The sequence below is a fragment of the Hydrogenimonas sp. genome (genome assembly GCF_029932565.1).
Lineage (GTDB): Bacteria > Campylobacterota > Campylobacteria > Campylobacterales > Hydrogenimonadaceae > Hydrogenimonas.
On sequence record NZ_JAOZPV010000016.1, the window covers coordinates 11,907 to 27,444 of the forward strand.

11 protein-coding genes are annotated in these 15,538 nt (G+C 51.0%); 9 read left to right on the top strand and 2 right to left on the bottom strand.

Annotated elements, in window-relative coordinates; genetic code table 11:
- The coding region (locus tag Q1K24_RS03545; protein ID WP_300366040.1) for a flagellin at positions 1-339 on the top strand (339 nt) is incomplete at its 5' end.
- A gap of 181 nt (positions 340-520) precedes the next feature.
- Positions 521-2,629, top strand: coding sequence for a DNA translocase FtsK (locus Q1K24_RS03550; RefSeq protein WP_300366043.1), 2,109 nt, complete (start codon positions 521-523; stop codon positions 2,627-2,629).
- On the opposite strand, the gene Q1K24_RS03555 is transcribed toward Q1K24_RS03550, so the two are convergent.
- A complete protein-coding gene (locus tag Q1K24_RS03555; protein ID WP_300366046.1) occupies positions 2,626-4,191 on the bottom strand; it encodes a DUF2235 domain-containing protein in 1,566 nt (521 codons plus the stop codon). The two genes, Q1K24_RS03550 and Q1K24_RS03555, sit on opposite strands and share 4 nt — an antisense overlap.
- Positions 4,192-4,368: 177 nt before the next feature.
- On the opposite strand from Q1K24_RS03555, the gene acnB reads away from it, so the two are divergent.
- Positions 4,369-6,942, top strand: coding sequence for a bifunctional aconitate hydratase 2/2-methylisocitrate dehydratase (acnB, locus tag Q1K24_RS03560; RefSeq protein WP_300366049.1), 2,574 nt, complete (start codon positions 4,369-4,371; stop codon positions 6,940-6,942).
- A gap of 56 nt (positions 6,943-6,998) precedes the next feature.
- Positions 6,999-7,373: a hypothetical protein gene (locus tag Q1K24_RS03565; RefSeq protein ID WP_300366051.1), complete on the top strand. Its 375-nt coding sequence runs from the start codon at positions 6,999-7,001 to the stop codon at positions 7,371-7,373.
- On the opposite strand, the gene lolA is transcribed toward Q1K24_RS03565, so the two are convergent.
- The gene (gene lolA, locus Q1K24_RS03570) at positions 7,370-7,894 is read right to left on the bottom strand and encodes a LolA-like outer membrane lipoprotein chaperone (protein ID WP_300366054.1); all 525 of its coding nucleotides are present in this window, start codon (positions 7,892-7,894) and stop codon (positions 7,370-7,372) included. The genes Q1K24_RS03565 and lolA overlap by 4 nt on opposite strands.
- Positions 7,895-8,056: 162 nt before the next feature.
- Here lolA and secA point away from each other — a divergent pair, with 162 nt between their 5' ends.
- The 5 genes from secA to Q1K24_RS03595 form a co-directional block, all read left to right on the top strand.
- Positions 8,057-10,639, top strand: coding sequence for a preprotein translocase subunit SecA (gene secA / locus Q1K24_RS03575; protein WP_300366057.1), 2,583 nt, complete (start codon positions 8,057-8,059; stop codon positions 10,637-10,639).
- A 129-nt stretch (positions 10,640-10,768) separates the two neighbouring features.
- Positions 10,769-11,968: an ABC transporter permease gene (locus Q1K24_RS03580; RefSeq protein WP_300366060.1), complete on the top strand. Its 1,200-nt coding sequence runs from the start codon at positions 10,769-10,771 to the stop codon at positions 11,966-11,968.
- Positions 11,969-12,180: 212 nt separating this feature from the next.
- Entirely contained in the window at positions 12,181-13,425 is a 1,245-nt protein-coding gene (locus Q1K24_RS03585; RefSeq protein WP_300366064.1) for a NupC/NupG family nucleoside CNT transporter, read from the top strand.
- A 10-nt stretch (positions 13,426-13,435) separates the two neighbouring features.
- Positions 13,436-14,209 (top strand): deoxyribose-phosphate aldolase, encoded by a 774-nt coding sequence (gene deoC, locus Q1K24_RS03590; RefSeq protein ID WP_300366068.1) that lies wholly within the window; start codon positions 13,436-13,438, stop codon positions 14,207-14,209.
- A gap of 79 nt (positions 14,210-14,288) precedes the next feature.
- Positions 14,289-15,538, top strand: a 1,250-nt coding sequence (locus Q1K24_RS03595) for a phosphopentomutase (protein WP_300366071.1), incomplete at its 3' end; no start/stop codon positions are given.

Sequence of the window (15,538 nt, forward strand, 5' to 3'; positions counted from 1 at the left end):
GCGATCGAAGCGGTGGAGAACGGTCTGGTCTATCCCGATGGCGGCAGCAGCAACCTGGCACGCAACGCCGGCATCGAAAACGCGCTTGCCCGTATCGATCACGTTCTCGATCATGTGGGGAAAGAGCATACAAAAATCGGTGCAATGTCCAACAGCCTCAAATATGCCGTCGAACGCAGCGAAACACTCAAAATCAATGTTCAGTCATTGCGCTCCGAAGTTCTCGATACCGATATCGGGGAAGCATCGGTACGGCTGAACCAGCTCAGCATCAATTTTCAGGCGATGATGGCATCGATCGCAAAAGTTCAGAACCTCTCATTGGTTAACTATCTTTAACACTCGTTTCATCACCTTGCATAGATTTTGAAGGATGAGATATAATCATCTTTTCAAACGATGCAGGGCACTGCGCTATTTTATATAGAAGGAAACGACTATTTTTAAAACAGCATTTTTACTGACGATCGCCATTTTCTTTATGTATGGAACCATTGCGACTTTTTTCCCGCAAAGCGCAATGGTAGGAACGTTTGGTACCTATCTCGGAACACACAATCTCGAACTTTTCGGATTTCTGGGATATGCAGACTTTCTATTTCTTCTCTATCCGCTCTATCGACTCTATAGGCTGCAGAGATTTGAAGATTTCGAAATCGAGAGTTTCGCCGCATGGACTCTCTTTCTCTTTTCACTCCTCATTCTGCAGGCACTGGTCGCCGAACCGCCGCTGGATGGATGGATAGGGGGGAGTATCGTCAGTTTTCTGCATCCATTTATCGGGGATGCCGGTGTGTGGCTCTTTTGGCTGATGACTCTGACGCTGTCGGGTGTCATTCTGTGGGGTGAAACGATCCATTGGAAAGTGTCCGACATTCAGGCGATGATGCATGAAAAAGAGGAGGATACTCCCACCCAGCCGGTTTCGGTGAAACCGAAACGGTTGAAAAGAGAAGGCCGCAGTGAAGCGAAAAGGGCAGCAGTGCCGGAGCCTGAACCAGTATCCGCCACTTCCGAAGAGGGATCGGCAGAAGCTATTCCGGAAGAGAGAACAGACGAGATACGACTGATCAAGCGGGAGAAGGGGAAAAAAGATGGCAAAGCCGAACCGAATGCCGTAGAGAAAGCGCACACGGAGCATGGAACCATCGAAATCGTCCACGAGATCGAAGAGAACAAAAAACTGCTGGCGCAGATCGATCTCGGCGAACAGGAGAAGCCGAAAAATTTCCGGCTGCCGAAACTTGATTTTCTTCAAAAGGCTCCCAAGCGAAGCAAGGAGATCAATGAAGCGGAGATCGATGCGAAGATCAGCGATCTTCTGGAGAAGCTCGCCAAATTCAAAATCGAAGGGGATGTGGTCCGAACCTATGCCGGCCCGGTCGTGACGACATTCGAATTCAAACCCGCCGCCCATATCAAAGTCTCCAAAATCCTCAATCTGCAGGACGACCTCGCGATGGCGCTTCGGGCGCAGACGATCCGTATCCAGGCCCCGGTCCCCGGCAAAGATGTCGTCGGTATCGAGATTCCCAACAAAGAGGTCGAAACGATCTATCTGCGGGAGATTCTCGAGGACAACATTTTCAAAAAATCCAAATCGCCGTTGACAATCGCACTCGGCAAAGACATTGTCGGCAAACCGTTCGTCACCGATCTGAAAAAGCTTCCGCACCTGCTTATAGCAGGGACGACCGGCAGCGGGAAAAGTGTCGGTATCAACGCGATGATCCTGAGTCTGCTTTATCGCAATTCGCCCGACCAACTGAAACTGATGATGATCGATCCGAAGATGCTCGAATTTTCTGTTTACAACGATATTCCGCATCTGCTCACACCGGTTATTACACAGCCGAAAAAGGCGATTGTCGCACTCTCGAACATGGTGGGCGAGATGGAGAGACGTTACCAGCTGATGAGTCAGACGAGGACCAAGAACATTGAGACTTATAACGAAAAAGCACGCAAAGAGAGACGTGAAGAGCTTCCCTACATTGTCGTTGTTATCGACGAACTGGCCGATTTGATGATGACAGGCGGAAAGGATGTGGAGTTCAGCATTGCCCGCCTTGCACAGATGGCGCGTGCCAGCGGTATCCATCTGATCGTTGCGACACAGCGACCGAGTGTCGACGTCGTGACGGGGCTTATCAAAGCGAATCTTCCGTCACGTATCAGTTACAAAGTCGGGCAGAAGATCGACTCGAAAGTCATTCTCGATACATTGGGAGCCGAATCGCTTCTTGGACGGGGCGACATGCTCTTTACACCGCCGGGCGGTGGGGGGCTGATCCGTCTGCATGCACCGTGGAGCAGTGAACAGGAGATCGAAACGATCGTCGAGTTTCTCAAATCCCAGCGGCTCGCCGAATATGACGAACACTTTCTGCAGGAGAGCGATGTCGAGGGCGGCACTGCCTCCGGCGGCGGTACGGTCGATGATATCGATCCGCTTTTCGAAGAGGCGAAACAGATTGTTCTTACCGATCGGAAAACGAGTATCAGTTATCTGCAGCGGCGTCTTCAGATCGGTTACAACCGTGCGGCGCGCATTGTGGAACAGCTTGAAAACATGGGCATCATATCGGCACCCAACGCCAAGGGCAATCGGGAGATCGTCGGGGGTTAATCGATCCGGGTGATTGTCAGCCTGACACTGCCCCGGTTGTTTCCGTAAAAATTCCACGCATCATTGGCATAGGCATAGAAGTATCCCGATTTTTTAGGGGTATGTTTGCACTTTTTCCCGATTTTGAATGTTTCGTGAGGTGCCGGTGTCCCATCTTTTTTCGGGTTGCCTCCATTGGCAATCGACCCGACCAATGCAAACCATGGAATCTTCTCCTCGCGTCTGCTTCCGATAAAGTCCGCCGCTTCGTTTTTGGTGACCTTTTTGTATAGTTCTTCGATCTTTCCCCATAGCGTGCCGGCGATATGGGCGATCTCCCCGATATAAAACTTGCCGTCATCCGCTCCCTCCGGACCGCATTTGATATCGCGATCCATCCACTGTCCTTTCGCTTCGAACCGATAGGTTTTTCCCGCTTCGAGATAGATTCCCGTTTCATTCCAGGGATTCATCGCATAGATGGTACGTTCGAGGCTTTCGCCTTTTTTCAGGAATTCGGTCGTGTGATAGTCGGCCTCTTCGATCGGAGGGTCGACCTGCCGCTTGATAGCCGAATGGTGCACTATTTTCGGACTGTTCTTTTTGATGAGTGCGGGTATGCTTCTCGGTGTGGCACGCAGATGTTTGAATATACCTTTCAACGAATCGTACAGAATGCCCCGAGTGTTCGGCTTTATCTGTTTGACCATCTCTTTCCGGAATAGAAGACCGGCATCCGCCGCTTCCTCAATCATCCATTTGAGTGCGATATCGGACAGCCCGGTATCGACATAGCCTCCGCCGACATTGGAGTGGACACCCGGAAACCAGATCTGCTTGACATCCTTTCTATTTTCGATGTTGCTCCAGAGTGTCGGAGAGAAGCTGGCACGTTTTTCGTCGATTGCAACGGCATGACGGGCATGCAGGACATTGCAGCCGAGTTTGGTGTCGTGAAAGGCATATTTTTTGACATTGTCGAGCAGATTCAGGATGGCAAGGTTGTTGGGAATACCCAGTGCGCCGACAGTATCCCATACGCCCAGGAAATGGATCGGAATCGATCTTTTTTTTACCGTTTTGTCTCTCTTTTTACAGTCGATATCGGTTTCGGGATGAAACTTCCATCCTTTTGCCCAATCTTTTCGTGGTTTTCCTTTCCGATATCCTTCATCATAGGCGGTTTTGACACGGTGCCACAACTCTTCCTCTTCGAGCCCGGAAAGATCCAGAAGTCCACATTTGCCGATCATTCCGGCCAGACTCCGTACCGTATAGGCGCCCCTGCTGAAACCAAAGAGGAAGATGCGATCTTCGGGGCGGTAATGATCGCAGAGCCACTTGTAGGCGCTTTTGATGTTTTTACTGAGGCCGACACCCACGGTGCCGCCGGCCAGTTTTTCCCACCATGTGCCATCCGTACCGACACCGGGATGATAATAGCGTTTCTGTTCATTTCCATCTTTGTCGAATTTGTCGAGGGCATTGAAAATCCGTACGACATTGGTCGGGGTTGGAATGTCATATTCTTTCTGGTCGGGGGTGTTCCACGTGCCGTCCGCACAGACGATCAGGTTATACATTCTCTCTCCTTTCAACAGATCATTCTCTTTTAGATTAGCACAGGAAAGCTTCGAAAAGTGTCACGTTACAATTTGACACAGTGCGGAAAATAGATGTTACCTATAGTTACAATACAGAGAATATTGCAGGTTGGTCTGATAAAATAGACGGAACCAAACCATAACGAAGGAGAAAGAATGGGTTTTATGGCCGAATACGAAAAGCATGTGAAAGAGCGTGAAGCGTTGGGCGTTCCGCCACTTCCGCTCAGTGCAGAACAGACAGCGCAGGTAATTGAGCTGTTGAAAGAGATTCCGATTGTCGAAGAGGAAAAACTTCTGGATCTTCTCGAAAATCGCGTTCCGCCCGGAGTGGACGATGCTGCCTATGTCAAAGCGGCATTTTTGAACGACATTGTACAGGGTCATGCAAAGACAGCTGCAATTTCTCCACTGCGTGCCATCAAAATGCTGGGTATGATGCTGGGAGGCTTTAATGTCAAGCCTCTTGTTGATGCATTGAACCATGAAAATGCAGAAGTTGCGCAGGAAGCAGCCGATCAGCTCAAAAATACTCTCCTGGTTTACGACGCGTTCAACGATGTAAAAGAGCTTGCCGACAACGGTAACCAATATGCCAAAGAGGTTCTCGAGAGCTGGGCGAAGGGCGAATGGTTCCTGAACCGTCCGGAACTTCCGGAAGAGATCACGGTTACCGTTTTCAAAGTACCGGGCGAAACCAATACCGACGATCTCTCTCCTGCGAGCGAAGCGTTTACGCGAAGCGACATTCCTCTCCATGCCAACAGTATGTTGACGGCAAAGATGGATGATCCGATCGGCACGATCAAAAAACTGAAAGAGAAGGGCCATCCGGTCGCCTACGTCGGTGATGTCGTCGGTACGGGTTCTTCCCGAAAATCGGGTATCAACTCCGTTCAGTGGCACCTTGGCGAAGATATTCCCGGTGTTCCCAACAAGCGTACCGGCGGTGTCGTCATCGGAAGTATCATTGCACCGATCTTCTTCAACACGGCGGAAGACTCGGGTGCTCTTCCGATCGAGGCGCCGGTTGAAAAACTCGAAACAGGCGATGTCATTACCGTCAAGCCCTACGAAGGCAAAATTTATAAAAATGGTGAAGTGGTCAGTGAATTCAAACTCAAACCCAACACGCTTCCGGACGAATTCCGTGCAGGGGGGCGTATCCCTCTTATCATTGGACGCAATCTGACTCGCAAAGCCCGCGAAGTACTCGGTATGGGTGAAGAGAATATCTTCGCACGTCCCGAACAGCCGGAAGGCAAAGAGGGTGTCGGCTTTACATTGGCCCAGAAAATGGTTGGTAAAGCGTGCGGCATGGAGGGTGTGCGCCCGGGTATGTACGTCGAGCCGGAAGTCTCCACCGTCGGCTCCCAGGATACGACAGGACCGATGACACGCGACGAGATCAAAGAGCTTGCGGCACTCAGTTTCGGTGCCGATCTGGTCATGCAATCCTTCTGCCATACGGCAGCCTATCCGAAGCCGGCGGATGTCCAGCTTCAACATACGCTTCCTCCGTTCTGGACGAGCCGCGGCGGTGTCATTCTCCGACCGGGAGACGGTGTCATCCACAGCTGGCTCAACCGTATGGTCCTTCCCGATACGGTCGGTACGGGCGGAGACAGCCATACACGCTTCCCGATCGGCATCAGCTTCCCGGCCGGTTCGGGTCTTGTCGCGTTCGCGGCGGTTACCGGTACGATGCCTCTGAACATGCCGGAATCTGTTCTGGTCCGCTTCAAAGGCGAACTGCAGCCGGGCATTACACTGCGAGACCTCGTCAACGCGATTCCCTATTTTGCAATCAAGGAAGGGCTGCTCACTGTCGAGAAGAAAGGGAAGAAAAACATCTTCGCCGGACGTGTTCTCGAGATCGAAGGATTGCCGTTCCTCAAGTGCGAGCAGGCGTTCGAGCTCTCCGACGCATCGGCGGAGCGTAGTGCCGCGGCGTGTACCGTCCGCCTCGACAAAGAGCCGGTTATCGAGTACATCAACTCCAATATCAAACTGCTCGAAGCGATGATCGATCAGGGGTATGAAGACAAGCGTACGATCCAGCGCCGTATCGACAATATGAAAAAATGGCTCGAGAATCCGGTATTGATGGAGCCGGATGCCAATGCCGAATACGCTGCCGTTATCGAGATCGATCTGAACGAAGTGACCGAACCGATCGTCGCATGCCCGAACGATCCGGACGATGTCGCGACTCTCAGCGAAGTCCTGGCCGATCCGAATCGTCCGCATAACATCGAAGAGGTCTTTGTCGGATCCTGTATGACCAATATCGGTCTCTTCCGGGCGCTTGGCGAGGTACTCAAAGGAAAAGGTCAGGTGCCGACCCGCCTCTGGATCGCGCCGCCGACCAAAATGGATGAAAAGCAGCTCATCGAAGAGGGGTATTACTCGATATTCGGTCAAGCGGGTGCCCGAACCGAAATTCCGGGATGTTCCCTCTGTATGGGGAACCAGGCGCGTGTTCGCGACAACGCCATCGTCTTCTCCACTTCGACCCGTAACTTCGACAACCGTCTTGGAAAGGGTGCGCAGGTCTATCTCGGAAGTGCCGAACTGGCGGCTGTCTGTGCCATTCTCGGTAAAATACCGACCAAAGAGGAGTATCTCGACATCGTACCGCAGGCGATTGCCGGCAAAGAGGAAGATGTCTACAAGTATCTCAGCTTCGACAAAGTGGACCGTGAAACACTCGAATATATGGTTGGATAAATTCTTGTTGACGGTCGGGCTTTACGCCCGGCCGTAATCCTTTCGAACGGTAAAACATGAAAAAAATTCTCTTCTTTTTTCTTCCCTGTCTGCTTTTTGCCGGACAACTCCATCTCGACAACCTGGAAACGACGCTGCTGATGAAGAAAGAGCGTAAGCCGGTCAATGTCGAACTCTCCGTAGTCCTCCAGGGACGCGATATCGAACAGCATGATGTCGAATTGATGGATGTGGTTCAGACGGCCGTCGGAAGTTTTTGGGCGGAAACGCTTCTCACTTCGCAGGGAAAAGCACAATTCAAAAAGATGGTGATCGATCTTGCCGACAAGCAGTATGGCATTGAAGTCGACTTCGTTTTTATTCAGAACATTCGTCTCGAGACAGATACACTCGAAAAATGTCTCGAATTGATCAGAGAGTTGCCGCGTTAAAATCTTCCATCGATAACATCGTATTCCCTCGGAATCGTACATTCCGTTTCTGTACTATCGATAGGAGATGTGTCAATACCGCTGAATAGCAGGATAACGCGGTTTCCAAGCTCATCCGTATACTCTACTGCTTTCAATTTCTCTTTTTCATCGACACGCAGATCGTACTCTACCCCGTTGTATCGGGCAGTGTAATGCCCTGTATCGATCTTTTTCGCGTTTTCGAGAATGGCTAGCAGCGGAATCGCTTTGTCCAGTCGATAGAGGGTGGCCTGTTCGAGTTCGGGCTCGATAACCCAGGCCCGGTCTTCAAGCAGACAGATCGTTTTCGGAACCGGCCGGCTATAGACCCACTTGGCACGGTTGGGTACCTTGATGGCGACATGGCCGCTGTAATGAAGCGTCTGGTTGTTGTCGGTGTTGATCACGGTCTGGTTGAAGTCGGCACGAAACTGTTGCGGTACAGGCAGCGAGCCGAAGAGAAAGGTTCCAAGCAGGAGAGGCATAATTATTTTAATCATAATTTTCATTTTATAGGAGACTATGTAAAGATGTGATAAAATCATTGCCTTAATAATCCGCTAAAGAAAAAGAGAGCGTCTCCAAAACCTCTTTTCGGAACAAAACAGGGATTTTGGAGATGCTCAAACTATGCAGATTGTCTCACTAAAAGGTAAACAGGAATGATAAAATCGGTTTTTCGTGCCATTGTCGGGACAGCCAACGACAGAGAACTGAAAAAATACAGCAAAAAAGTTGCAAAGATCAATGCACTTGAGCCAAAGTATGAAAAGATGGACGATGAGGGGCTCAAGGCGGCCTTTAACGGTTTGAAAGAGAAAGTGCTATCCGGTGATGCGACACTCGAAGATGTACTGTACGATTCGTTTGCGATTACCCGCGAAGCTTCCAAACGTACGACGGGACTGCGCCACTTCGATGTACAGCTGGTGGGGGGCATGGTTCTCCACGACAATCGGATCGCAGAGATGAAAACGGGAGAGGGCAAAACACTCGTCGCGACACTGCCGGTCGTATTGAACGCGATGCTGGGACGCGGTGTGCATGTCGTCACGGTCAACGACTACCTCGCGAAACGTGATGCCCACGATATGGGAAAAATCTACGAATTTCTCGGCTACAGTGTCGGTACGATAACGGCGGACATCCCCGATGATGCGACACGCAAAGCGCAGTATGACGCCGACATCACGTATGGAACCAACAACGAATTCGGTTTCGATTATCTGCGCGACAATATGAAATACTCGCTTGATGAAATGGTGCAGCGTGACCACTATTACGCAATCGTCGACGAAGTCGACTCCATTCTGATCGACGAAGCCAGAACGCCGCTGATTATTTCGGGTCCTACAAAAAGCAAACTGGACAATTATATTCGTGCGGACAAGGTTGCCAAACAGTTGGTACGTGATGAGGATTTTACGGTGGATGAAAAAAACCGTGTCATTCTCGTCACCGAAAAGGGGATCGAAAAGGCGGAAAAACTGTTCGGTGTCGACAATCTCTATGCGATGGAGAATGCGATACTGGCGCATCACCTCGATCAGGCACTCAAAGCCCATCACCTTTTCGAACGGGATGTCGACTATGTCGTCAAGGAGGGGGAGATCGTCATTGTCGACGAGTTCACGGGACGTCTCAGCGAAGGACGCCGTTTCAGTGAAGGACTGCACCAGGCGCTTGAAGCGAAAGAGGGTGTGGAGATCAAGGAGGAGTCGCAGACACTGGCCGATATCACTTTCCAGAACTATTTCCGCATGTACGATAAACTGGCGGGTATGACCGGTACGGCACAGACGGAAGCGACGGAGTTCGCCGAAATATACGGTCTCGATGTCATCTCGATTCCGACCAATGTTCCGGTCATCCGAAAGGATATGCCCGACCTGATCTACAAGACCGAGAAAGAGAAGTTCGATGCCGTCATCCGCGACATCAAAGAGCGCAACAAAAAAGGGCAGCCGATACTCGTCGGTACCGCATCGATCGAAAAGTCGGAAGTGTTGCATGAACTGCTGAAAAAAGAGAAGATTACCCACAATGTTCTGAACGCCAAAAACCACGAGCATGAAGCCGAGATCATCAAAGATGCCGGTAAAACCGGTGCCGTGACGATCGCGACGAACATGGCGGGTCGGGGTGTCGACATCAAGATCGATGACGAAGTCCGGGCATTGGGAGGACTCTATATCATCGGTACCGAGCGGCACGAAAGCCGTCGTATCGACAACCAGCTTCGCGGACGGTCCGGTCGTCAGGGCGATCCGGGGGAGAGCCGATTCTATCTGAGTCTCGAAGACCATCTGCTGCGTATTTTCGGCAGTGAACGCATCAAGACGATCATGGACAAGATGGGTGTCGAAGAGGGCGAGTATATCGAATCGAAAATGGTGACACGTGCCGTCGAGAAGGCTCAGAAAAAGGTTGAAAACCTCCACTTCGAATCGCGTAAACACCTTCTCGAATACGACGATGTCGCCAATGAACAGCGCAAACTCGTCTACAGGTTCCGTCACGAGCTTCTCAATCCCGAATTCGATATTTCGGAGAAGATCGGCACGGTTCGTGAGGAGTACCTGGAGCATCTTCTGATGGATTCGGGTATTTTCGACGGAGCACCGCAGGAGGATTACGATCTGGAGCGTCTGCGTCTGAAACTTCTCGAAGAGCTGGGCGAACCATTCGAACCCGAAGAGATCGAAGGCAAAGATTATCATGCACTCAAAGAGTACCTGCTGGGGCAGATCACCGAGCGATACGAAATGAAAATGGGTGCCGTGGATCCGAAACAGCGCAACGAGATCGAGAGGATCATCTATCTGCAGGTACTCGACAACGCATGGCGCGATCATCTCTATCAGATGGATATTCTCAAAACGGGCATCGGACTGCGTGGCTACAATCAGAAAGATCCCCTCGTCGAATACAAGAAGGAGAGCTACAATCTCTTTACCGAACTGGTCGAGTCGATCAAATTCGAAGCACTCAAAACCCTCTATCTCATCCGTTTCAAATCGGAAGAGGAGCTGCAGCAGGAGCAGGAGGCGATCGAACGGATGCGCGCCCAGATGGAAGCGGAGCTCGAAAATTTCTCGACCAACAAAGAGGAGGAGCTTGCACCGCTGACGGGCAAGAAACCCAAACGCAACGACCCCTGTCCCTGCGGAAGCGGCAAGAAGTACAAACACTGCTGCGGCAGAAGCGGCCCGAAAAGAGGATTGCTCGCGGATAAGGGTGAGTGAACAGTGAACAGTGAACGGTGAGCAGTTTAGGATGGTCGCTAACGCTTCTTTTTCAGTAAAGGCCGCCGTGCGGCCCTCTGTTCTCTGTTCACCGTTTTCTGATCTCTGTAAAGCGCCTGAGGCGGTTTTATGAATCCCCGCTTCGTCAATACGATGGTCAAACGCTATTTGCGCTTTGACCGCGAACACCCTTTCATCTTTTTGGCGGCGATCCTGGCTTTTCTCGGTATCGCAATCGGTGTGACGGTTCTTATTATCGCCATGGCGATCATGAATGGCATGGAAAAAGAGTTCGAAAAACGGCTTTTCGTGATGAACTACCCCCTTACGGTCTATCCAAAACTTCGTAATGCCATCAATGACGAACTGGTCGATCAGCTTGGCGACAAATTTCCCGATCTTCATTTCAGTCCCTATATGCAAACGCAGGTCATGGTGCGCAAAGGTGGAACGCTCAAAGGCGGTTTGATGTTCGGTATCGATCCGGAACGCGAAAAAGCGGTCAATGAGGTATTTGCCAAAGCCTATGCCAAGCCGTTTGGAAAATATGGAGTGATTATCGGAAAGCCGCTTGCCGAGCATCTGCGCCTCGGAATGGGTGACAAAGTCATGTTCATCTTTTCCAAGCTGCAGCCTGCAGGTCTGTCACTGATGCCTTTGAGCAAACGGTTTACGATCGAAGGGCTGTTCCGATCCGGACTCAACGCCTACGATGAAAGTTACTATTACACCTCGTTCAAGACATTCGAGAAGGTACTGAAGCGCAAAGCGGGAGAGTACGACGGCATTCATATCGATTCGAAACATCCGATGCGCGATATCGAATCGATCAGGGAAGAGTTGCCATCGAGTGTCGGTATTATCGGATGGTGGCAGCAAAACGGAAATTTCTTCGCAGCGATGCAGATGGAGAAGAGGGCACTCTTTATCGTGTTGATGCTCATTATTCTCATCGCATCTCTCAATATCGTGAGTTCGCTGCTTATGACGGTCATGAACCGGCGCAGTGAGGTGGCTCTGCTTCTTTCACTCGGTGCCTCGAAACGGGAGATACGCCAAATCTTTTTCAGACTCGGTCTGATTATCGGTATTGGAGGTGTCCTGGTCGGTACGTTGCTGGGACTCGGTGGTATGGAGTTGCTCAAACACTTCGACATCATTTCACTGCCCGAAGATGTCTACGGCACAACACGCCTGCCTCTTGATCTGGAATGGATCGATTTTGTCAGTATCATCGTCGGTGCCTTTCTCATTACACTTTTTTCATCGCTCTATCCGGCCAAAAAGGCGTCACAGGTCGATCCGCTCAAAGTACTTCGAAACGAATAATCGTTTTTTACACAACCGAATAATCGAACCTTATGGGAATGTTCAGCAGATACACCCGGAATCTTCCGGTATGTACAAACGCTCTTTTTGATGCTCCGCTAAGATAAAAAAAAATTAAACCAATAAAGTTATAATAGATTTAAAATAAAAACCGTGATCATCTGATAGATTTAAATAAAAAAAAGGTGGTCCTTTACCGAGAGGAGCTTCAAATGCAGCAGGTATTGATTGGGTTGGTCGGTGTCGTTGTCTTGTTATCGATTGCGTTTCTTTTTTCGAGCAACAAGCGAGCGATCAACCCTCGAACCATTTTTGGTGCTCTTGCACTCCAGGCTCTGATTCCGGCATTCGTTATCTACACAGATTCCGGGGCGGTGACATTGCAGACGATTTCGAACGGGGTACAGGCCGTCATCGACAGTGCCCATGCGGGCATCGGCTTCGTCTTTGGCTCTCTGGCGGATGTCAAACAGATCGGTTTCATTTTCGCGATCAAAGTGTTGCCGGTCATCATCTTTTTCGCCGCACTGATGTCGGTGCTCTACTATCTCAAAATCATGCAGGTGGTCATCAAAGTGATGGGTGGAGGATTGCAGAAACTGCTGAAAACCTCGCCGGTCGAATCGCTTTCGGCCGCGGCCAATATTTTTGTCGGCCAGACCGAAGCGCCACTGGTTGTCAAACCCTATCTGTCGACGATGACAAAATCGGAGCTCTTCGCCATTATGTCGGGTGGATTGGCGTCCGTTGCGGGTGCTGTTCTGGCTGGATACGCATCGATGGGAATCAGTCTCAATTATCTGATTGCCGCATCCTTCATGGCGGCGCCGGGCGGATTGCTGATGGCAAAGATGCTCGAACCCGAAACGGAGGAGCCCAAGATCGAAGTCGAGGAGAAGATCAAAGAGGAGCAGGAGGAGGAGATGGGTGCCGTCAATGTGATTGACGCTGCCGCCATCGGAGCTTCCGACGGGCTCAGACTGGCGGCGAACGTGGGTGCAATGCTGATCGCGTTTGTCGCGCTTATCGCATTGCTGAACATGATGTTCGGGGGTATCGGCGGTCTGTTCGGTTACGAAAACATCACGATTCAGCAGATGCTCGGTTATCTTTTCGCACCTATTGCGTTCATTCTGGGTGTTCCATGGGAGCATGCCATCGATGTCGGTTCACTGCTGGGTATCAAACTGATCATCAACGAGTTCGTCGCCTATATCGATCTTGTCAAACTGAAAGCGTCGCTCGATCCACACTCCATGGCGATCGCCACCGTGGCGCTCTGCGGTTTCGCAAATCTCTCTTCCCTGGCCATTTTGCTGGGCGGTCTGGGCGTTCTTGCGCCGAATCGCCGGGGAGATATTGCACGAATGGGTATGAAAGCGGTTTTGGCGGGCACGCTCTCCAATTTTATGAGTGCGACGCTGGTGGGCATATTTATCGCAATCAAAATGATGTAATGGAGTACCTATGGAAAATTTGAGGGAAGCGGCCGAAACGGCGATCAGACTGATGGATCTGACATCGCTGAACGACGATGATACCCGTGAAAAAATTGTACAGCTTTGTCGCGACGCACATACGCCGGTCGGGGATACGGCGGCGGTCTGCATCTATCCCCGTTTCATACCATTGGCGAAAAAAATGTTGAAAGAGCAGGGAACCCCCAATATAAAGGTGGCAACGGTGACCAATTTCCCGTGGGGTGATGATGATATCGATATCGCCGTGGCGGAGACCCGGGCGTCGGTGGCGTATGGAGCCGATGAAGTCGATGTCGTGTTCCCCTATCGGGCTTTCATGGCCGGCAACGAACGGGTCGGATTCGACCTGGTCAAAGCGTGTCGAATCGAATGTGGCGATTCGGTGAAACTCAAGGTGATTCTTGAAACAGGCGTGCTGAAAGATGCGACTTTGATACGGAGGGCGAGTGAGATCGCGATCGATGCCGGGGCCCATTTCATCAAGACATCGACAGGGAAAGTCGAGGTCAATGCGACGCTCGAAGCGGCGGAGGTGATGCTGGAAACGATCAAATCGACCAATCCGGGTGTCGGTTTTAAGGCAGCGGGGGGTGTACGTGATGCAAAAGCGGCCAAAGCCTATCTGGATCTCGCCGAAACCATTATGGGAAGAGGGTGGATTACCGAAAAGCATTTTCGTTTCGGAGCGAGTAGTCTGCTGGGAAGTCTCTTGAAAACGCTGGGGTACGAAACTCAAAACAGCGGAGAAGGCGGGTATTGATGTACAGAGGCATTGCAGGTCATTATGGGTCATTTGTGCGCTGCGAGGCGGCAAATGACCAAGTTCAGAAAGGCATACTATGAAAAGAACCATCATTCTACTCCTCGACTCTTTCGGTGTCGGCGGTGCCGAGGATGCCTGTAAGTTCCGGGATGTCACGAAAGAGGGGCGGCCATTCAACGACGATGGCGCCAACACACTTTGCAACATTGCGGCATTCTGTGCGGCAGGATTGGCAGAAGAGGGCCGCAGCGGTCCTTTGCATCTGCCCAATATGAACCGTTTCGGACTCGGTTTCGTGGCCAAAGAGAGTTGGGGCGGTTGTTATCCGGACGGTCTTGATGAGAACATCATCCCCGAAGCGGCATACGGTTTTGCGGCAGAGGTTTCGACGGGGAAAGATACCTCCAGCGGTCACTGGGAGATGATGGGCGCACCCGTTACCTTCACCTGGGGATACTTCAGAAAAAAAACAGAGAGTTTTCCTCCCGAACTTCTGGAAGCCTTTGTCAAAGAGGCGAATGTACCGGGATATTTGGGAAATTGTCACGCTTCCGGAACGGAGATCATCAAGCGACTGGGTGAAGAGCATGTGAAAACGGGCAAACCGATCGTCTATACCTCGGCGGACAGTGTCTTTCAGATTGCTGCCCATGAAGAGAGATTCGGGCTTGAACGTCTCTACGAAGTGTGTGAAATTGCCCGTAAACTGGTCGACAAATACAATATTGCCCGGGTTATTGCCCGCCCTTTCGTGGGAGACTCTCCAGAAAATTTTCAACGAACCGGCAACCGGCACGACTACTCCGTCGAGCCGCCGGCCGATACTGTACTCGACAAGATGAAAGCCGTCGGCGGTGAAGTGGTCAGTATCGGAAAAATCAAAGATATTTTTGCGGGACGGGGCATCACGAAAGCCTACAAGGCCAACGGTATCGAAGATCTGTTTGATACAACTCTCAAAGCGGTAAAAGAGACGCCAAAGGATGCCATTCTTTTCACCAACTTCGTCAATTTCGATGCCGACTACGGCCATCGCCGCAATATTTCGGGCTATGCAGGCGCGCTGGAGTATTTCGACAGACGTCTGCCGGAGATGGTTGAACTGCTGGAAGATGACGATATTCTCATCATTACGGCCGATCATGGATGTGATCCGACCTGGTGGGGGACCGACCATACCCGTGAACATATTCCGGTTCTCGTCTACGGCAGAAAGATCAAACCGATCAATATAGGGAAACGTTATTCCTTTGCCGATATCGGTCAGACGATTGCCGCCCATCACGCTCTTCCACCTCTTCTGGTTGGAAAAAGTTTCTATGACGA